This window comes from Streptococcus oralis subsp. tigurinus (genome assembly GCF_002093545.1).
Classification (GTDB): Bacteria; Bacillota; Bacilli; order Lactobacillales; family Streptococcaceae; genus Streptococcus; species Streptococcus oralis_C.
Genome location: NZ_LNVF01000002.1, coordinates 1 through 19,327 on the forward strand (window position 1 = coordinate 1; position 19,327 = coordinate 19,327).

At 39.6% G+C, this 19,327-nt stretch carries 18 protein-coding genes and 1 pseudogene; 16 read left to right on the forward strand and 3 right to left on the reverse strand.

The genetic code is table 11. The features are described from left to right. Positions 1–57: 57 nt before the first annotated feature. A pseudogene (locus ATE34_RS10950) lies at positions 58–1,409 on the forward strand (IS3 family transposase). A 251-nt stretch (positions 1,410–1,660) separates the two neighbouring features. On the opposite strand, the gene cysK reads toward ATE34_RS10950, so the two are convergent. From cysK to ATE34_RS04035, 3 genes are all read right to left on the reverse strand, one after another. Beyond that, positions 1,661–2,587, reverse strand: coding sequence for a cysteine synthase A (cysK, locus tag ATE34_RS04025; RefSeq protein ID WP_000158478.1), 927 nt, complete (start codon positions 2,585–2,587; stop codon positions 1,661–1,663). A gap of 96 nt (positions 2,588–2,683) precedes the next feature. After that, positions 2,684–3,127, reverse strand: coding sequence for a PH domain-containing protein (locus tag ATE34_RS04030; protein WP_009729576.1), 444 nt, complete (start codon positions 3,125–3,127; stop codon positions 2,684–2,686). Between the two features lie 13 nt (positions 3,128–3,140). Further along, positions 3,141–3,776: a YigZ family protein gene (locus tag ATE34_RS04035; protein WP_000395759.1), complete on the reverse strand. Its 636-nt coding sequence runs from the start codon at positions 3,774–3,776 to the stop codon at positions 3,141–3,143. 56 nt (positions 3,777–3,832) lie between these two features. On the opposite strand from ATE34_RS04035, the gene ATE34_RS04040 reads away from it, so the two are divergent. The 15 genes from ATE34_RS04040 to rplI all read left to right on the forward strand — a co-directional run bounded on the left by ATE34_RS04040 (position 3,833) and on the right by rplI (position 19,288). Next, positions 3,833–5,131: an ATP-dependent helicase ComFA gene (locus tag ATE34_RS04040; RefSeq protein ID WP_084911145.1), complete on the forward strand. Its 1,299-nt coding sequence runs from the start codon at positions 3,833–3,835 to the stop codon at positions 5,129–5,131. Further along, positions 5,128–5,790: a ComF family protein gene (locus tag ATE34_RS04045; protein ID WP_084911146.1), complete on the forward strand. Its 663-nt coding sequence runs from the start codon at positions 5,128–5,130 to the stop codon at positions 5,788–5,790. The genes ATE34_RS04040 and ATE34_RS04045 overlap by 4 nt, the downstream gene beginning before the upstream one ends. 79 nt (positions 5,791–5,869) lie before the next feature. Then, a complete protein-coding gene (gene hpf / locus ATE34_RS04050) occupies positions 5,870–6,418 on the forward strand; it encodes a ribosome hibernation-promoting factor, HPF/YfiA family (RefSeq protein ID WP_000599116.1) in 549 nt (182 codons plus the stop codon). A gap of 247 nt (positions 6,419–6,665) precedes the next feature. After that, a complete protein-coding gene (gene fadE / locus ATE34_RS04055) occupies positions 6,666–7,874 on the forward strand; it encodes an acyl-CoA dehydrogenase FadE (RefSeq protein ID WP_084911147.1) in 1,209 nt (402 codons plus the stop codon). Positions 7,875–7,954: 80 nt separating this feature from the next. Further along, entirely contained in the window at positions 7,955–8,803 is an 849-nt protein-coding gene (locus ATE34_RS04060; protein ID WP_025171731.1) for a 3-hydroxybutyryl-CoA dehydrogenase, read from the forward strand. A gap of 18 nt (positions 8,804–8,821) precedes the next feature. Then, entirely contained in the window at positions 8,822–10,000 is a 1,179-nt protein-coding gene (locus ATE34_RS04065) for an acetyl-CoA C-acetyltransferase (RefSeq protein ID WP_000656061.1), read from the forward strand. 320 nt (positions 10,001–10,320) lie between these two features. Then, positions 10,321–11,100, forward strand: coding sequence for an enoyl-CoA hydratase/isomerase family protein (locus tag ATE34_RS04070; protein ID WP_084911148.1), 780 nt, complete (start codon positions 10,321–10,323; stop codon positions 11,098–11,100). A gap of 15 nt (positions 11,101–11,115) precedes the next feature. Beyond that, on the forward strand, positions 11,116–11,838 hold the full coding sequence (locus ATE34_RS04075; RefSeq protein ID WP_084911149.1) for a CoA transferase subunit A: 723 nt from the start codon (positions 11,116–11,118) through the stop codon (positions 11,836–11,838). Between the two features lies 1 nt (position 11,839). Further along, on the forward strand, positions 11,840–12,493 hold the full coding sequence (locus ATE34_RS04080) for a 3-oxoacid CoA-transferase subunit B (RefSeq protein WP_084911150.1): 654 nt from the start codon (positions 11,840–11,842) through the stop codon (positions 12,491–12,493). Positions 12,494–12,687: 194 nt separating this feature from the next. Beyond that, positions 12,688–13,596: a LysR family transcriptional regulator gene (locus ATE34_RS04085; RefSeq protein WP_180382670.1), complete on the forward strand. Its 909-nt coding sequence runs from the start codon at positions 12,688–12,690 to the stop codon at positions 13,594–13,596. A 15-nt stretch (positions 13,597–13,611) separates the two neighbouring features. Further along, complete coding sequence (locus ATE34_RS04090; protein WP_000221882.1) at positions 13,612–14,724, forward strand: acyl-CoA dehydrogenase family protein; 1,113 nt, start codon at positions 13,612–13,614, stop codon at positions 14,722–14,724. A 3-nt stretch (positions 14,725–14,727) separates the two neighbouring features. Then, a complete protein-coding gene (locus ATE34_RS04095; RefSeq protein ID WP_000829420.1) occupies positions 14,728–15,645 on the forward strand; it encodes an MBL fold metallo-hydrolase in 918 nt (305 codons plus the stop codon). A gap of 64 nt (positions 15,646–15,709) precedes the next feature. Next, positions 15,710–16,690, forward strand: coding sequence for a nitronate monooxygenase (locus ATE34_RS04100; RefSeq protein WP_268700433.1), 981 nt, complete (start codon positions 15,710–15,712; stop codon positions 16,688–16,690). Between the two features lie 175 nt (positions 16,691–16,865). Continuing rightward, complete coding sequence (locus ATE34_RS04105) at positions 16,866–18,839, forward strand: DHH family phosphoesterase (protein ID WP_084911151.1); 1,974 nt, start codon at positions 16,866–16,868, stop codon at positions 18,837–18,839. Continuing rightward, positions 18,836–19,288 carry a 50S ribosomal protein L9 gene (gene rplI, locus ATE34_RS04110; protein WP_000864201.1) on the forward strand — a complete coding sequence of 151 codons (453 nt, stop codon included), beginning with the start codon at positions 18,836–18,838 and terminating at the stop codon, positions 19,286–19,288. The genes ATE34_RS04105 and rplI overlap by 4 nt, the downstream gene beginning before the upstream one ends. Positions 19,289–19,327 lie beyond the last annotated feature (39 nt).

Here is a 19,327-nt window from a genome sequence, read left to right on the forward strand (position 1 = left end):
CTGAACTGCACCCCAAAAGTTAGACAGAAAAAATCTAACTTTTGGGGTGTTTTTACTATGAAATTAACTTATGATGATAAAGTTCAGATCTATGAACTTAGAAAACAAGGATATAGCTTAGAGAAGCTTTCAAATAAATTTGGGATAAACAATTCTAATCTTAGGTACATGATTAAATTGATTGATTGTTACGGAATAGAATTCGTCAAAAAAGGAAAAAATCGATACTATTCCCCAGAATTAAAACAAGAAATGATTGATAAAGTTTTACATGAAAACTGGTCTCAAGATAGAGTTTCTCTCAAATATGCTCTCCCAAATCGTGGTATGCTTCCAAATTGGCTGGCGCAATACAAGAAAAACGGGTATACTATTATTGAGAAAACAAGAGGGAGATCAGCTAAAATGGGACGTAAACGAAAGAAAACTTGGGAAGAAATGACAGAATTAGAACGACTCCAGGAGGAGAATGAACTTTTACGTACCGAGGTGGCCTACCTAAAAAAGTTAAAAGAGTTAGAGGAAAGGGACGAAGCCCTAGAGCGAGAAAGGCAGAGACAGTTAGAGAAATGGTTTCAGGAGGATTTCGACTAGATTTACTTCTTGAAGTGGCTCGTTTAGCTCGCTCAACTTACTACTATCAGTTGAAGGAACTAGATGGGCTTGATAAAGATAAAGAGCTTAAAACCGAAATTCAGACTATTTATAATGACCATAAAGGAAATTATGGCTATTGCCGAGTTACTCTCGAACTCAGAAATCGTGGTTTTGTAGTGAATCATAAGAAAGTTCAACGTCTGATGACGGTCCTTGGTCTAACGGCTCGAATTCGTCGTAAACGGAAGTATTCTTCCTACCGAGGAGAGATTGGCAAGAAAGCAGATAATCTCATTCAACGCAAATTTGAAGCAACCAAACCAATGGAAAAGTGCTATACAGATGTAACGGAGTTTGCCATTCCAAATAGCACACAGAAACTCTATTTATCCCCTGTTTTAGATGGCTTTAACAGTGAAATTATTGCTTATCATCTTTCTACTTCGCCCAACTTAGAACAAGTGAAGAGTATGTTAGAACAGGCATTCACAGAGAAATACTATGAAAATACCATTTTACACAGCGACCAGGGCTGGCAATACCAACATGATTCTTATCATCGGTTCCTAGAGAGTAAGGGAATTCAAGCCTCCATGTCACGCAAGGGCAACAGCCCAGACAACGGCATGATGGAGTCGTTCTTTGGCATCTTGAAATCGGAAATGTTTTATGGCTATGAGAAGCACTTTAGGTCTTTAGAGGACCTTGAATAAGCCATTGTAGACTATATTGATTATTACAACAACAAACGAATTAAGGTAAAACTAAAAGGACTTAGTCCTGTGCAATACAGAACTAAATCCTTTCAATAATTATTTGTCTAACTTTTTGGGGTCAGTACAAACTCTAGCTTTTTAATTTTGCCCCCTTTTCTTATTGTATTTTAAGAGGTTATTGGCCATGAGTATGAATCCCATGTTAATTCTCACTTGACGCTTACCTCTCAGATCACATCTCTTGTAACTCCAACAAGCCTTTATCTGCCCCAAAACTTTATTTTAAGAATAGGCTCTATATGAGTATATAAAAAGCCCTTTAATAAGGGCTAAGTGCATTTAGGAGACTACACTTCAAATTCATAGAGTGCTGTAGACAAATAACGTTCGCCGTTATCTGGTGCTAAAGCAAGGACTTTCTTACCTGTACCTAATTTCTTGGCAACCTCAATTGCCCCGTAAATCGCTGCAGCTGAAGAAATCCCAACAAGGAAGCCTTCTTTTCCACCAATTTCACGGCCAAGCGCTAGAGCATCATCTGACGTTACGCGGACGATACCATCATAGGCTTTTGTATCAAGTGTTTCAGGAATAAATCCAGCTGAGATGCCTTGAATTTTGTGAGGTCCTGGTTTTTCACCAGACAAGATAGCTGACTCGTCTGCCTCAACTGCATAAACTTGAATGTTTGGATTTGCTGCTTTAAGAGCGTGAGAAACACCTGAGATTGTTCCACCAGTACCAACACCACCCACAAAAGCATCTAGTCCATCAGAACCGAAAGCAGCCAGTATTTCAGCTCCTGTTGTTCTTTCGTGTACTTCTGGATTAGCTGGATTATTAAATTGGAGTGGAAGGAAGCCGTCACGTTCAGCGGCGATTTCCTGAGCTTTGGCAATAGCCCCTTTCATTCCTTCGCTACCAGGAGTAAGGACGAGTTCAGCACCATAGGCTTGGATAATCTTGCGTCGTTCCACACTCATCGTTTCAGGCATGACGATAACAACTTTATATCCTTTAGCGGCACCAACCCATGAAAGACCGATACCAGTGTTTCCACTCGTTGCTTCAACAATGGTAGCACCCGGTTTTAGAATACCATCTTGTTCCGCTTTTTCAATCATGCTAAGGGCAATACGGTCTTTTACTGACGATCCAGGGTTAAAGGCTTCTAGTTTAACATAGACGTCTGCAGCACCCTCTGGAACAATGTTGTTAAGTTTAACAATTGGAGTTTGACCGATTAGTTCAGTAATATTATTATAAATAGTCATAGATATACCTCTTTGTATAAGATGATACTAGTATAACGCGCTTAAGGCTATTTGTAAAATATAGAAATCCTATCAAAGTGATAGGATTTTTTTATATCAAAGGTCTAAGCCATTAATTTTTAATCGATTGTGATAAACCAATTCTAATAAATAGGTGTAAAGAGGGAGGATGTCTGTTTTTTTAGGGAATTCAAATTTATGGAAACTCAAATGCTCATTATGTGCTTTTAGAAAGACATTTTCTAAATAAGTAATCGTAATCTCACTATCATCTATACCTGCTCCAGCAGTTTCCATTTCAACGTTTACAATGTTCATCAAAAAGAGTGACTTAGCAGACACCTTGCGACCAGTGGCACCTTGCTTATCAGTAAAAATAATACGGATATTTGTAAAGATAATTGAATCACGAATAAGTTTATACCCGCTTTGAATTTCTTCGTTTTCTAGTAGGTATTGACCATATTCTTTGATAAGAGTCTCTTTCTTTTCCTCGCTAAAGTTTCCAGCAAGTCCTTGAATAAATTTTCCAAAAACCATAATTTCTCCTTTTTTACACTAAGTTTACAGGAACTTCAACCTCTCGTAAACCTTGATCAGTTAAAGTGATTTTTCCATTAAAGAACTCAACGAGAGCAGCTTTGATATTTTCTTTCTCTTCCTTATTAACATAGATCATTGTATCAACTTGATCTGTAAAATTTGTCTCGAGTTCTATGAGTTTATGCTCTCTAAGGAAATTGCCATATTCTTGATACTGAGCGTAAGACATCTGAATGGTTATGCCAGCCTGTTCTTTGATTTCAATAATGCCAATTTCTTTGACAGCCAAGGCCACACTACCTGCATAAGCACGAATCAAACCACCAGCACCTAGTTTGATGCCACCAAAATAGCGGGTAACTACTACACAGACATTGGTAAGATTATGATTTTCTAAGACTCCGAGCATAGGGACTCCAGCAGTACCACTAGGCTCCCCATCATCACTCGTACGCTTGATTTCACTGCGTTCCCCTACAATAAAAGCAGAGCAGTTATGGGTGGCTTTATAGTGTTCTTTTTTGATGGTAGTGATAAAATCACGGGCCTCTTCTTCGCTATAAATACGCTTGACATGGCAGATAAAACGGGATTTTTTGATTTCTTCTTGGACCTGCCCATCCTCTTTAATTGTTCTAAATTCCATGATTTAATTGTACTAAAAAAATACCTAAAGTGCGAGATTTTTACGAATATTAAAGTATGAAAGTAAATCCAAATTACCTCGGTCGCTTGTTTACTGAGAAAGAATTAACTGAAGAGGAACGACAGATGGCGGTGAAACTGCCGGCAATGAGAAAAGAGAAGGGAAAATTACTTTGTCAACGTTGTAATAGTAGGATTCTAGAGGAATGGTATTTGCCTATCGGTGCCTACTATTGCAGGGAGTGTTTACTGATGAAGCGAGTCAGGAGTGATCAAGCATTATACCATTTTCCGCAGGAAGATTTTCCTAAGCAAGATGTTCTCAAATGGTGTGGTCAGTTAACCCCTTTTCAGGAGAAGGTATCAGAGGGGTTGATTCGAGCAGTTGAAAAGAAGGAACCGACTTTAGTTCATGCTGTAACAGGAGCTGGAAAGACGGAGATGATTTATCAGGTTGTGGCCAAAGTGATTGATGATGGTGGTGCAGTTTGTTTGGCCAGTCCTCGAATTGATGTGTGTTTGGAACTGTATAAGCGACTTCAGAATGACTTTGCTTGCGACATAGCACTACTCCATGGCGAATCAGAGCCCTATTTTCGAACTCCCCTAGTAGTTGCAACAACTCACCAGCTATTAAAATTTCATCATGCTTTTGACTTGCTGATAGTGGATGAGGTAGATGCATTTCCTTATGTTGATAACTCTGTGCTTTACTATGCTGTAAATCAATGTGTAAAGGAGGAAGGGTTAAGGATATTTCTTACAGCAACTTCTACAGATGAGTTAGATAAGAAAGTTCGCACAGGAGAATTAAAACGATTGAGCTTGCCAAGACGGTTTCATGGAAATCCTTTGATTATCCCTAAACCAGTCTGGTTATCTGATTTTAATCGTTGTTTAGAGAAAAATCAGTTGTCACCCAAGTTAAAAACCTATATTGAGAAACAGAGAAGAACAAGTTATCCTTTGCTGATTTTTGCATCAGAGATTAAAAAAGGAGAGAAACTAAAAGAAATCTTGCAGGAGCAGTTCCCGAATGAGAATATCGGTTTTGTATCTTCTGTGACAGAAGACCGATTAGAGCAAGTGCAAGCTTTTCGAGATGGAGAACTAACAATACTGATCAGTACGACAATCTTGGAACGTGGGGTTACCTTCCCTTGTGTGGATGTTTTCGTTGTAGAAGCTAATCATCGTCTCTTTACCAAGTCTAGCTTGATTCAGATTGGTGGGCGAGTTGGGCGTAGTATGGACAGACCAACTGGTGAGTTGCTCTTCTTTCATGATGGATTAAATACTTCCATCAAAAAGGCAATCAAGGAAATCAAGCAGATGAACATGGAGGCAGGTTTATGAACTGTTTATTATGTGGACAGACTACCAAGTGTGAGCTGACTTTTAGTAGTCTCTTCCTTTTGAAGGATGACTGCAGTTATCTTTGCTTAGCTTGTGCTTCTAGTTTTGAGAAGATTGGTGAGAATCATTGTCCAAACTGTATGAAAACATACGTGTCAACAAAGTGTAAAGATTGTCAATTTTGGTGTAAAGAAGGGATTCAAGTTGATCATAGAGCGATTTTTATCTATAATCAAGCTATGAAAGACTTCTTTAGTCGATATAAGTTTGATGGGGATTTTCTGCTTAGAAAGATTTTTGCTCCTGTTCTTGCTGAGGAGTTGAAAAAGTATAGAGGCTATCAACTTGTTGTAATTCCCCTAAGTCCTGAAAGATTGCTTGAGAGGGGGTTTAACCAAGTTGAAGGTTTAGTTGAGGTAGCAGGATTTTCCTTTCAAGATTTACTAGGGAAAAGAGAAGAGAAAGCAAGTTCTTCTAAGAATCGCTCAGAGCGATTAGCTACTGAAATTCCATTTTTTATAAAAACTGAAGCCCCTCTTCCTAAGAGAATTTTGGTTATTGATGACATCTATACGACAGGGGCTACTGTCAATCGTGTGAAGCGTCTTTTTGAAGAAGCAGGAGCTTTGGATGTTAAAACTTTTTCCCTTGTAAGATGAGGAAAAAATTTGCAAAATGAAAATGAAAGCGCTATAATATAGTTAGAAAAACAAAAATGTTTAGAAAGAAGGTACTTATATGATTAAATATAGTATCCGTGGTGAAAACCTAGAAGTAACAGAAGCGATTCGTGATTATGTAGTTTCTAAACTCGAAAAGATCGAAAAGTATTTTCAACCTGAGCAAGAGTTGGATGCACGTGTGAATTTGAAAGTTTATCGTGAAAAAACAGCAAAAGTTGAAGTAACGATTCCACTTGGATCTATTACTCTTCGTGCAGAAGATGTTTCTCAAGATATGTATGGTTCTATCGATCTTGTAACAGATAAAATTGAACGTCAAATTCGTAAAAATAAAACTAAAATCGAACGTAAGAATAAAAATAAAGTTGCGACAAGTCAACTCTTTACAGATGCTCTAGTTGAAGATGCAGATGTTGTGCAACCCAAAGTCGTTCGTTCAAAACAAATTGATTTAAAACCAATGGATTTAGAAGAAGCGCTTCTTCAAATGGATTTGTTGGGACATGATTTCTTTATCTATGTAGACGTAGAAGATCAAACAACAAATGTTTTGTATCGTCGTGAAGATGGTGAAGTTGGTTTGCTCGAAGTAAAAGAATCATAAAATTGAAATAACTAATAAGAGTGGTTTACTGATTTGTAAACCACTTTTTCTTGTGCCTATAAGTAAGTAGAAAAACGAGGAAATCCTTGATAAAACAGTCAGAATCGGCCCCTATAATCTGAACTTATAGGGGTGTTTATATTTATTAAGTAGACAAAATAATACCCTAAGGGATAGAATGGAGTTGTCAACAAATAGCGAATACAAAAATGTAAGCGCTCTTATAACAATTAAAGGAGTCATGACTATGGCAACAAAAGAAGAAATTTTACGCGAACTATATCCTGAGGACCTTTTTCACTATGCGGATGGTCTAACTTTGGGAGAAGCAGAGGTTTTACAAGAAACTCGCCGTTTGATTGAGAAACATCTCCGTCCGGTTATTAATGAATACTGGGAAAAACCTGATTTTCCTTTTGAAGAATTCTATGCTGTGGCTAAGGGCGCTCAAATTATGAACAATCCAAAATTGTTTGAGGGACGTGAAGGTAGCTGGAAACCATCTGAACTTTATATTGCCTTCTTGTATCTTGAACTTGCTCGCTTCGATGCTTCTATGGCAACATTCTACACTGTTCATGGCGGACTTTGCTACAACACAATTCTCTTGGGTGGTGATGAGCGTCAACAAAAAGAATTTCTTCCAAAACTAGCTGCATTTGATTGGCAAGGTTGCTTCGCTTTAACTGAACCTCTTTCAGGTTCTGATATTGCTGGAGGACTTGCAACTACTGCAGAACGTGTTGGAGACAAGTGGATTCTAAATGGTGAAAAACGCTGGATTGGTGGTTCAGACACTGCAGACGTTGTTCCTGTATTTGCTCGTGATGTTGCGGATGGCAAGGTGAAATGCTTTATCGTTCGTAAGGGAGCACCGGGATATCATGCAGAACCAATCCCACATAAAATCGCTCTTCGTTGTGTCCGCAATGGCCATATCACCATGAAGAATGTAGAGGTTCCAGATTCAGACCGCTTGGTAAATATCAATGGTTTTGGTGATGTAGCCCGTATCTTGACCTTCACTCGTGCGGACGTTGCTCACATTGCTATGGGAGTAACTTGTGGATCATATGTTTCAGCACTTAAATATGCTAAAGATCGCGAACAGTTCAAACGTCCAATTGCCAAATTCCAAATTGTTCAAGAAAAATTGGCTCGCATGCAAGCAAATGCTGTAGCAGTTATTGCTTATTCAACTCGTATTGCTGAGATGCAAGAGAAAGGGAATGAATTGATGCTTAACTCTGCTCTTGCTAAGATGCACAATTCCTTGGTGATGCGTGAAACAGTTGCCCTTGCTCGTGAAACTTGCGGAGGTAATGGTATTACACTTGAGACAGACGTTGCTCGTTTCTTTGCAGATGCTGAATCAATCTATACCTATGAAGGTTCACACGAAGTGAATGCCTTAATTGTTGGTCGTGAGATTACTGGACTAGGTGCCTTTGTTTAATGTCAGAAGGGCGATTGAAGGATTTCTGTTCAATCGTTCTTGCTTCATGCAATGGATTTTTGTAAAATAAGAAGGAGAAAATAATGATATCTAAGGTGATGATTATTGGTTCTGGTCAAATGGGAAGCGGAATTGCTCAAGTATTTGCTCAGGCTGGTTTTACAGTTTACTTAAACGATATTAAAGAAGAATTTGTTCAAAGAGGCTTGAATAATATCACAAAACAATTGGAACGTTCAGTTGAAAAAGGACGGATGTCTGCGGATGAGAAGGATCAGGTATTGGCCAATTTGCTTCCATCTGTTTCATATGAAGATGCGAAACAAGTCCAATTGGTGATTGAAGCTGCAACTGAGAACCGTGAGATTAAGTTGAATATTTTCAAACAATTGGATGAATTGACAGATTCTAAAACTATCTTAGCATCAAACACATCCTCTTTGTCAATCACGGATATAGCTGCTGCTACCAAACATCAGGAGCGCGTGATTGGAATGCACTTCTTTAATCCTGCACCAATCATGAAACTTGTAGAGGTTATTAAGGCCTTGCAGACTTCAGAAGAAGTGGTTCAGGTGGTTCGTGAACTGACAGTGAAAATTGGTAAAACACCAGTTGATGTTAAAGATTCTTATGGTTTTGTTGTGAACAGAATTTTGATTCCTATGATTAATGAAGCCATTTACATTCTAGGTGAAGGAGTGGCTAGTGCCGAGGAAATCGATGAAGCGATGAAACTTGGTGCAAATCATCCTATTGGACCTTTGGCTCTTGCAGACTTGATTGGATTGGATGTTTGTTTGGCTATTATGGGCGTCCTAAACCAAGGGTTTGGTGATCAAAAATACCGTCCTGCCCCTCTTCTTAAGAAAATGGTCGAAGCAGGAAAATTGGGACGGAAGACAAAAGAAGGCTTCTTTACTTACTAGACACTGATGGAGGTAGTCATGAAAGACGTAGTTATTGTTTCGGCAGTGCGAACACCTTTAGGTTCCTTTGGCGGGAGCTTGAAGAATGTTTCTGCTGTTGATTTGGGATCTTTGGTAATTAAGAGTGCTTTGGAAAAAGCGAATATTAAACCAGAGCAGGTAGATGAAGTGATTATGGGGAATGTCCTAGGCGCAGGTTTAGGCCAAAACGTGGCTCGCCAAATGAGTATTCATGCTGGGCTTCCTGAATTTACACCAGCCTTTACCATTAATAAGGTTTGTGGTTCCGGTTTGAAGGCAGTGCAGTTAGCTGCTCAAGCGATTCAGTGCGGAGATGCAGATATTGTCGTGGCTGGTGGTGCAGAAAACATGAGCCAAGCTCCATATGTTTTGCCAAGCTTCCGTTGGGGTGGCCGTATGGGAGATTCGAAAGTGGTAGATACCATGATTAAGGACGGTTTGTCTGATGCCTTTAACGAATACCATATGGGGATTACAGCTGAGAATGTGGCAGAAGAATATGGTATTAGCCGGGATGATCAAGATGCGCTTGCTTTGGAATCACAAAAACGAGCAGTGGCGGCTATAGAATCTGGACGCTTTAAGGAAGAGATTGTTCCGGTGGTCATTCCTCAACGTAAAGGCGATCCTATCGTCTTTGATACAGATGAATTTCCTAGAAAAGATGCTAGCTTGGAGAGTCTGTCTAAGCTGCGTCCTGTTTTCAAAAAAGACGGTTCTGTTACAGCGGGAAATGCCTCAGGTATCAATGACGGGGCGGCGGCTGTCTTGGTCATGAGTGCTGAAAAAGCTGAAGAATTAGGACTTCCAGTCATTGCGCGCATTCGTTCGTATGCAAGTGCAGGTTTGGATCCTAAGATTATGGGATGTGGACCGATTTATGCGACCCGTAAAGCTCTTGAAAAAGGTAATTTGACAGTTGATGATCTTGACTTGATCGAGTCAAATGAAGCCTTTGCTGCTCAGGCTTGTGCGGTCGGGAAAACACTTGGTTTCAATACCGATATTGTCAATGTCAATGGTGGCGCGATTGCTCTTGGTCACCCAATTGGGGCTTCAGGTTGCCGTATCCTAGTGACTCTGGTACATGAGATGATGAAACGTGATGCTAAAACTGGTTTAGCAACTCTCTGTATCGGAGGAGGGATGGGAACAGCCCTCATCGTTGAACGTTAGTTATTAGAAAACTGAACGTCATTTCCTCTTTTTCAATATTACGATTACAAAATGAGATTTTGATCCGATCTCATAGTTACATACCTTATCAAGTGTCTTTCTCTAAAAGGGCTTGATAAGGTATTTTTATTTTTCCCAAAACTTTAAGGATGGATTGGACGACCATATCCTATAAGCTGAACTTATAGGTCTATAAATAAAGATTAAGTAGACGGATGAAAAAAAAAAGTTTATGATGAAAATGTAAGCTCTTACATTTTGTGTTGGTATTTGTTGACGCTGTACTCTGTACTCAAAATAAATCAAGTAGGAGCAAAACAATGAGTAAAACTGTTTTATTAGAGGTTAAGAATGGTCTTGGCTATCTAACAATTAACCGTCCATCGGCTTTGAACGCTTTAAGTTCAGAAGTCTTAAAGGATTTGAATCTCGTTTTAGACCAAATTGAGGATAGCGAGGACATTCGTGTTGTCATCGTGACTGGTCAAGGGGAAAAAGCATTTGTCGCTGGAGCAGACATTAAAGAGATGGACCAAATGTCTCCAATTCAGGCTCATGAATACATGACCTATGCGAACGACACCTTTACCCGTTTATCTGAATTGACTCAACCAACTATTTCAGTATTGAATGGGTATGCTTTGGGAGGCGGTCTAGAATTAGCTCTTTCAACTGATATCCGAATCGGCTATGACAAGACAATGGTTGGTTTCCCTGAAGTTGGCTTGGGAATCATTCCTGGTTTTGCAGGTACTCAAAGAATGTCTCGTTTGATTGGTACTAGCAAAACAAAGGAATTAATCTTTACTGCTAGAATGGTTAACGGACAAGAAGCATATGATCTTGGAATTCTTAACAAGTTGGTAGCAGCAGAAGAACTATTGCCTGCGGCAGAAGAGCTGGCAGGAGCGATTATGAAAAATGCACCGCTAGCAGTTGAAAAGGCTAAACATATTATCCAAGTTGGCTCAGAACTCCCTCTGAAAAATGCTATTCGTTTGGAAACAGAAGCGGAAGCTCTACTCTTCTCTACAGAAGATAAGGTAGAAGGAATGCGTGCTTTTGTTGAAAAACGCAAGGCTGTATTTCAACGTAAATAAGAGAGGCGATAGGTTATGAAAGTTGTAACATTGTCTGAAGCTATTTCCTTGATTCATTCAGGAGATAAAGTTGGTATTTCTGGTTTTCTCGGAGTGGGAGAGCCACTTGAGTTAATTGAGGAACTGGTTCGTCAAAACCAGCAAGATTTGACCTTGGTGTCTGTTGTAACCTCTCAACCCGGTAAGGAAGTTGGAGTTGGTCGTCTTTGTGAAAACCATCAGGTTACAAAGTACATTGCAGCCCATGTAGGGACATCTGCTGCTGCTCAGCATGATTATTTCTCAGGATTCATGAAAGTGGAGTTCACTCCGATGGGAACTGTTGTAGAACGCTTGCATGCTGCGGGAGCGGGTCTTGGAGCAGTCTTAACGCCAACCGGTGTGGGAACAATTCTTGAAGATGAGCACGAAAAAGTGACTCGAAACGGAAAAGAATATTTGATTTATGATCCATTGAAAATCGATGTTGCCTTGATTAAAGCTACAAAGGCGGATAAGTATGGCAACCTTTATCTGGATGGGACTACTAAAAATATCTCCCTTCAACTCGCTCTAGCAGCTGACACAGTTATTGTTGAGACAAACGAATTGGTTGAAGTCGGAGAAATTGATCCAAATGATATTTACATCCCTGGTATCCTAGTTGACTATGTCGTTCAAGGATTGACACCACAAGAGCATCATCAGATGATGGGAGATCTGTGGACAGAGACAAAGAAACTGGCGGGGGTGAAGTAAAATGAAAGCAAAAGAGATTATCGCAAGACGTGTAGCACTTGAATTTAAAGATGGAGATGTGGTCAATCTTGGTTTTGGGATTCCAAATGCCTCTGCAGACTTCATCCCAGAAGGTGTTAACGTAATTCTTCAAGCTGAAAATGGTGCCCTTCGATTTGGGGAAACACCAACTAAAGATAACTACAATCCAAACCTAGCAAACTCAGGTGGTGCGCCAATCACTCTTCTTCCAGGAGCTGCTTTGTTTGATTTGCAAACATCATTTGCAATTATTCGTGGTGGTCACGTTGATGCGACTGTTCTTGGAGCTCTTGAAGTAAGCCAAGATGGAAGCATTGCTAACTGGATTATCCCAGGAAAATTTGCACCTGGTATGGGTGGAGCGATGGACTTATTGGTTGGTGCTAAGCGTGTAATCGGGGCTATTCAACACACAACTGCTGATGGGGAATCCAAGTTGTTGAAAAAATGTACCTTGCCACTTTCAGCTAAAGGAGTATTGGATCTTGTCATCACAGAATTAGCTGTTTTTGGATTCAAAGATGGTAAGTTCTTATTGAAAGAGTTGGCTCCTGGTGTGACATTAGAAGAAGTTCTTGAAAAAACAGCTGGGGAAGTCATTGTCTCAGAAGACCTAAAAACAATGCCGATTTAAGCAAAAAAAGAGCTATTTTCTACTTATTGTGTTATGATATAAACTAGATAGTATTGTAAGCGCTTTATATACAACGTTAAAATGAAGTATTCGAAATGTTATTTCGATAAAAAGTCAGTAGACAACTATCAAACACTAGAATAGTTGTCTAATTGACTTACTAAAATAGTGAAGGAAAGCTAGGTGATGGGTAAGTGGATATTATCCAAATGAACTATTTCATCAATATCATAGAATGCGGATGCAACCTTTCCATTGCTGCAAAGAAGATTCACATTAGTCAATCAGCCTTGAGTCAATTTGTGACAAATTTTGAAGCAGCTGAAGGGATTCAATTATTCAATCGCAAGAATGGAAGATTAGAAAGTTTAACAGATTCGGGACGCAAAATTTATCGTTATGCGACCGAGATTGTGAATCGACATGAAGAAATGCTTTCCATGATCCATATAGAAGCTCAAAAGCAAAAGGGCACCATTAATCTTGGTATTCCGTCCTTGATTTTACGAGTTTATTTTGCTAGTGCCTTGCCTCATTTTCTGAAAAATAATCCTCATATCCATATCCAGGTTACGGAAGGTGGAGGGAAGGAAATTCGTCAAAAAATGGTTGATGGAGATTTGAATCTCTCTATTCTGATAGAGCCTACGAGCCTGGATGCTAAAAAATATGAACAACATATCATTCAATTGGATGAATACGTTGCTTATATGGATAAGGATCATCCGCTGGCTCAGAAAAGCTTGTTGGAATGGTCTGATATTGCTAGTTATGAATTGGCAACCTTCAACAAAACATTTACGACTTATGATTTAGTGACAGAAAAACTTCGTTCACAACGAATTGAGGCTAAATTTGCTTATCTTTCCTCTACTTGGGACTTCCTAGTTGAATCAACTCATCAGACAGATTTGATTGCTCTTTTACCAAGGCCGGTTGAATATTTTGTGGACAAGAGTCGTTTTAAGGCAGTTAGATTCAAGGATCCTATTCCATTTAATATTTGGTTTTGTAGACCCTATAAAAACTCCTACAATGAAGTAGAGTCTTATATATATGAAGAATTGTTGAAAGATTATTACCAACCGTTTTCTGACAACTAAGCTGAGGTGAATGCGATGACCTATAATGACGTGCTGGCGCGAGAATTGAAGGCAGACGTGAAAGTGTTGATTCGGGACTATTTCAAGTCTCGTGAGGATGAACAACAGTTCCCTAGAGAATTGCTTTATCAGTTTATTGAGCGATTTGATATCTTTTCCTTGCTTTTAGATAGTCAAGATTCTGTTTTGAGAACCGAGTTTTTGACCTTTATTCGCTTGATTTCAAAAGATTTCCCTGCTTTTTCTGCTGTTCTGCTAACTCAGGCATGTTATGGTATCTATCCTATTTTACGATATGGAAGTCAGGAACAAAAATCGCGTTATGTAGAACCATTAGTAAGGGGAGAAATCTTAGCTGGCTTGGGATTTTCCGAAGGAAAATTGATGGAAAGCTTGGAGGTTATTGCAACAACAGCAAGGAAAACAGAGGCAGGTTGGTCTTTAACTGGGAAGAAGTCAATTGTATCAAATTGCCGCTATACAGATATTTTGTTAATCTTAGCCAAGGTTCAGGAAACTAACGGAGAAGATGGATATGGATTTTTCATTGTTGATACGACTCGACCGGGGGTTGCTTTTGGAGATGATATAGCAAAACCTGGTTTACAGGGTTTACCTGTGAATTCGGTAACTTTTGACCAGGTCATATTGCCAGAAGATAGTCTGCTAGGATTGACCTTAAATGGGGAAACTCAGTTAAATGATATTATCAAAAAATTACAGCTAGGATTAAGCGCAATCTCTATTGGTATCTCTGAGGGAGCTTTTGAAAAAGGTCTGGCTTTTGTAAAGGTCAAAAGAGGATTTGGGAAACGATTAATCGATGCGACAGTCTATCAACATCAATTTGCAGACTTGTATACTAAGCTGTGTGCGGCTGAATCTTACTTTGCCTCCTACAAGGACAGGATGAAGGCGGATTCTCTCTTTGTATCTCAGATAAAACTTTATACGACAAAAGTAGCAATTGAGATTTCTGAGGAAATTATTAGATTAATTGGACCTCTTCAAACCTTGGATGACATCCCCATAGACCGTTATCTAAAGGATGCCAAAACGATTGAAATCTATGGAAAATCTGGGGATTCGATTCGTAAAAGAATAGCAGCCCAATGGATAAAGGAGTAAAGCATGGCAGAACTCACCTTACAGGAATATCAATTTCATGATATGAAACTGACATGGCTACGTGGAGCCGATAAATTGACGGATGCAGGGACTCTTTTTGGTCCGGTTCCGAAAGTTGTGTGGTCTCGTTACTACCCAACAAATGATGCTAATATGATGGCAGAATTGACGGATCCTATTTTGATCCAGTACAAGGGTAAAAATTACTTGATAGATGCAAGTTTTGATACAGCAAAATTATCCGATAAACAAAGGCGTAACTTAGGAATCTTGTCTGAAAGTCGGGTAGAAGAAAGTTTAGCTCTTTTAGGACTATCGCCTGAAGACATTGACATCGTGCTGATGACACATATGCACCACGATCATTCTGGTGGCTTGACGTATGTGAATGATCAAGGGAAGCTGGTTTCCAAGTATCCAAACGCCAAGATTATTGTGAATGATGTCGAATGGTATGAGATGAGAAACCCTAATGATCGAACGCGGGGAACTTATCTGAGAGAAAATTGGGAACCGATTCAAGATCAGGTGACGACTTTCTCAGAGTATATCAATGTCGTTCCAGAAATCCAAATGATTCACACAAGTGGTCACAGCAATGGCCACAGTATTATCTTGCTCAAACAGGGGAAAGATACGATGATCCATATGGGGGACTTGATGTTAACACATGTTCATCGAAATCCTCTCTGGGTTCCAGCAGTTGATGATTATCCTATGAAATCAATTTTAGCCAAAAAGAAGTGGTTGCGTCAGGCTTTTGAGAATCATTATAAGTTTTTCTTTTACCATGATCAATTTTTCGCGGTGGTAGAGTTTGACAAGGATGGGAAGGAATTTGTAGATTATGTTCTACGTTCTCGCCCCCCACTTATTCCTTTTACAGATCAGCAGGATCGTAAGCCAGATTTTTTAGGATAGCAGAATATGAGGAGACAAATATAACATTTTCTTGTTGACGGGGATATTGGTGCATTATGCATCCATTTGCCAACAAGAATCAACAGAAAATAAAAGGAGGACTCATATGTCAATTACAAAACTTTTACAGATTCAATATCCAATTTTCCAAGGGGCTATGGCTCAAATCTCGCACTATCAACTAGCAGCAGCTGTTTCTGAGGCTGGAGGTCTGGGAATTATCGCTTCGGGTGGTATGACCGGAGAGCAGTTGCGAGAAGAAATTCGTGAACTGAGAAAGTTGACAGATAAGCCTTTTGGTGTCAACATCATGTTGATGATGAAAAATATCAAGGATATTGTGACCGTTATCATCGAAGAAAAGGTTCCAGTTGTAACTACAGGTGCAGGAACTCCTAAGCATATCATGCCTTACTTGAAAGAAGCAGGAATCAAGGTTATTCCAGTTATTGCCAGTGTCAAGCATGCTCAAAAAATGCAAGAATTGGGAGTTGATGCTGTAATCGCTGAAGGTTCAGAAGCTGGTGGCCATATTGGAGAGACCAATACAATGGCTCTTATCCCACAAATCGTTGATGCCGTAACGATTCCAGTCATTGCTGCAGGAGGTGTGGCAGATGGTCGTGGACTTGCTGCTGCGATTGCCCTAGGTGCACAAGGAGTTCAAATGGGAACAGTTTTTCTTGCTTCAGAAGAATGTCCAATTTCTCCAGCCTATAAAGAAGCTATTTTGGCGGCAAGTGATACAGCGACTGCGGTTACAGGCCGCATTGCGGGAGCGCCAGTTCGTTGTATTCGCAATGAGATGACGGATCACTACATTGAATTAGAGCAGAAAGGTACAAACCGAGAGGAACTGGAAGAAATTACGATCGGTTCCCTATCTAAGGCTGTCTATGAAGGTGATACAGTTCATGGTTCAATGATGAGTGGACAAATTGCGGGTTTGGTGAAAGACATCAAACCATGTAAGACTATTTTAGAATCAATTGTGAAACAGGCGCAAGAGTGCCTACAAGACATTCGACTAGAATTAGGTGAATAATGTAATCTAGGCAGAAGATTCTGCACTGATGTGGAAAAAGGAGAGCGAGGCATTTGCTATCCTTTTTTATATATGGTTTCTTTAAGAGCATCTTGCTATAATAAAAGCAGTGCTTTCTCTTTAAAGGTCGCTTTTTAAGGGCTTTTGTGATATAATAATGCGCAAGAGGTTTAGAATGAAAAAAAATAATTTAATCCCGTTTTCTGCAGTCTTGCTAGGACTTGCAACTTTCGGAATCTTAACTTTGCTGATTATTTTTTCACATAATCTTGCTGTAACAATCACTGTTTTATTTTTATTTGTACTGCTTTATCTGCTTTTATTTGTATGGCAAAAAAAACAGTACGAAAAGAGCGAAATTGAACAAATCCAATATGTAAATCACCAAGCCGAAAATAGCTTGAGTACTTTGCTTGATCAAATGCCGGTGGGAGTCCTGAAATTAGACTTATTAAGTGGAGAAGTAGAATGGTTTAATCCTTATGCTGAGTTAATTTTGACAAATGAAGAAGGGGAAATTGATGTTGAGTTAATTCAAGCCATCATCAAGGCTTCTGTTGGGAATCCTGGTTCGTATGCTACCTTGGGCGAAACACGATATGCTGTCCATATGGACAAGGCTTCAGGCGTTTTGTATTTTTTTGATGTTTCTGGGGAGTACGAAGCGACTGTCGAATTGGTAACTAGCCGTCCAGTCATTGGGGTCATCTCAGTGGATAATTACGATGATTTGGAGGATGCGACGTCTGACTCTGATATCAGCCATATCAATAGCTTTGTAGCTAATTTTGTTTCAGAATTTGCTAGTAAGTATGCTATGTTTTCTCGCCGTGTGGGGATGGATCGTTTTTATTTATTCACAGATTATACAGTACTCGAGGAATTGATGAATGATAAATTCTCTGTTATTGATACTTTCCGAGAAGAATCAAAACAGAGGCAACTAGCCCTAACTTTAAGTATGGGATTTTCTTATGGTGATGGAAATCATGAAGAGATAGGGAAAATTGCCTTGCTCAACTTGAACTTAGCAGAAGTTCGCGGTGGTGACCAGGTGGTGGTCAAGGAAAATGATGAGACCAAGAATCCAGTCTACTTCGGTGGAGGAACTGCTGCGTCTATCAAACGTACTCGTACACGTACGAGAGCCATGATGACAGCCATTTCTGATAAGATTCGAAGTGTTGACCAGGTTTTTGTAGTCGGTCATAAAAATCTAGATATGGATGCCTTGGGCTCTGCTGTCGGTATGCAGTTGTTTGCAAGTAATATTATTGAAAACAGTTATGCTGTCTATGATGCAGATAAAATGTCAGCAGATATCGAGCGTGCTATCCAGTTCTTAAAGAAGGAAGATACTACGAAACTCTTATCTCTTACAGATGCGATGAAGCTAGTTACAAGCCGTTCGTTATTGATTTTAGTGGATCACTCAAAGACGGCTTTGACCTTATCGAAAGATTTTTATGATTTGTTTACTCAAACCATTGTTATTGATCATCATAGACGTGATCAGGATTTCCCTGAGAATGCAGTCATCACCTATATTGAAAGTGGAGCAAGTAGTGCGAGTGAGCTGGTCACAGAATTGATTCAGTTCCAAAATTCTAAGAAAAATCGTTTGAGTCGTATGCAGGCTAGCGTACTGATGGCTGGAATGATGCTGGATACCAAGAACTTTACATCTCGCGTAACGAGTCGGACCTTTGATGTGGCTAGCTACCTGAGAACACGTGGAAGCGATAGTATTGCTATCCAGGAGATTGCTGCGACAGATTTTGAGGAGTATCGTGAGGTAAATGAACTCATTTTACAAGGTCGTAAGCTAGCTTCAGATATCTTGATTGCCCAAGCTAAGGACTCAACCACTTATGACACAGTTGTTATCAGTAAGGCTGCCGATGCTATGCTGGCCATGTCCGGTATTGAGGCTAGTTTTGTTCTGGCAAAAAATACACAAGGATTTATCTCCATCTCGGCTCGAAGCCGTAGTAAAATCAATGTGCAACGCGTTATGGAAGAGCTAGGTGGCGGAGGCCATTTTAATCTAGCGGCTGCGCAAATCGAGAATATGAATCTGTCAGAAGCAGGAGAAAAATTGACTAAACTAATCTTGGATGAACTAAAGGAAAAGGAGAAAGAAGAATGAAAGTAATCTTTTTAGCAGATGTTAAAGGAAAAGGAAAAAAGGGCGAAATCAAGGAAATGCCAACTGGCTATGCTCAAAACTTCCTGATTAAAAAGAATTTGGCCAAGGAAGCGACTGCTCAAGCAGTGGGCGAGTTGCGTGGTAAACAAAAATCAGAAGAAAAGGCTCATGCTGAAATGATTGCTGAAGCAAAAGCCATCAAGGCTAAGCTTGAAGCAGAAGAAACGGTTGTAGAGTTTGTTGAAAAGGTTGGACCAGATGGCCGTACATTTGGCTCCATCACTAACAAGAAAATTGCAGAAGAATTGCAAAAGCAATTTGGTATCAAGATTGACAAACGCAATATTCAAGTGCAAGCACCAATTCGAGCAGTAGGTTTGATTGATGTACCAGTGAAAATCTATCAAGATGTTACAAGTGTCATCAATCTTCGTGTAAAGGAAGGGTAAGTTTACAACTTCTTGACAAGATTGTAAAAGGAAGGAAAG

Coding starts and splice junctions, on each gene's coding strand:
- cysK (WP_000158478.1), bottom strand. CDS start 2,587: ATGACTATTTATAATAATATTACTGAACTAATCGGTCAAACTCCAATT.
- ATE34_RS04030 (WP_009729576.1), bottom strand. CDS start 3,127: ATGGTTTTTGGAAAATTTATTCAAGGACTTGCTGGAAACTTTAGCGAG.
- ATE34_RS04035 (WP_000395759.1), bottom strand. CDS start 3,776: ATGGAATTTAGAACAATTAAAGAGGATGGGCAGGTCCAAGAAGAAATC.
- ATE34_RS04040 (WP_084911145.1), top strand. CDS start 3,833: ATGAAAGTAAATCCAAATTACCTCGGTCGCTTGTTTACTGAGAAAGAA.
- ATE34_RS04045 (WP_084911146.1), top strand. CDS start 5,128: ATGAACTGTTTATTATGTGGACAGACTACCAAGTGTGAGCTGACTTTT.
- hpf (WP_000599116.1), top strand. CDS start 5,870: ATGATTAAATATAGTATCCGTGGTGAAAACCTAGAAGTAACAGAAGCG.
- fadE (WP_084911147.1), top strand. CDS start 6,666: ATGGCAACAAAAGAAGAAATTTTACGCGAACTATATCCTGAGGACCTT.
- ATE34_RS04065 (WP_000656061.1), top strand. CDS start 8,822: ATGAAAGACGTAGTTATTGTTTCGGCAGTGCGAACACCTTTAGGTTCC.
- ATE34_RS04070 (WP_084911148.1), top strand. CDS start 10,321: ATGAGTAAAACTGTTTTATTAGAGGTTAAGAATGGTCTTGGCTATCTA.
- ATE34_RS04075 (WP_084911149.1), top strand. CDS start 11,116: ATGAAAGTTGTAACATTGTCTGAAGCTATTTCCTTGATTCATTCAGGA.
- ATE34_RS04080 (WP_084911150.1), top strand. CDS start 11,840: ATGAAAGCAAAAGAGATTATCGCAAGACGTGTAGCACTTGAATTTAAA.
- ATE34_RS04090 (WP_000221882.1), top strand. CDS start 13,612: ATGACCTATAATGACGTGCTGGCGCGAGAATTGAAGGCAGACGTGAAA.
- ATE34_RS04095 (WP_000829420.1), top strand. CDS start 14,728: ATGGCAGAACTCACCTTACAGGAATATCAATTTCATGATATGAAACTG.
- ATE34_RS04105 (WP_084911151.1), top strand. CDS start 16,866: ATGAAAAAAAATAATTTAATCCCGTTTTCTGCAGTCTTGCTAGGACTT.
- rplI (WP_000864201.1), top strand. CDS start 18,836: ATGAAAGTAATCTTTTTAGCAGATGTTAAAGGAAAAGGAAAAAAGGGC.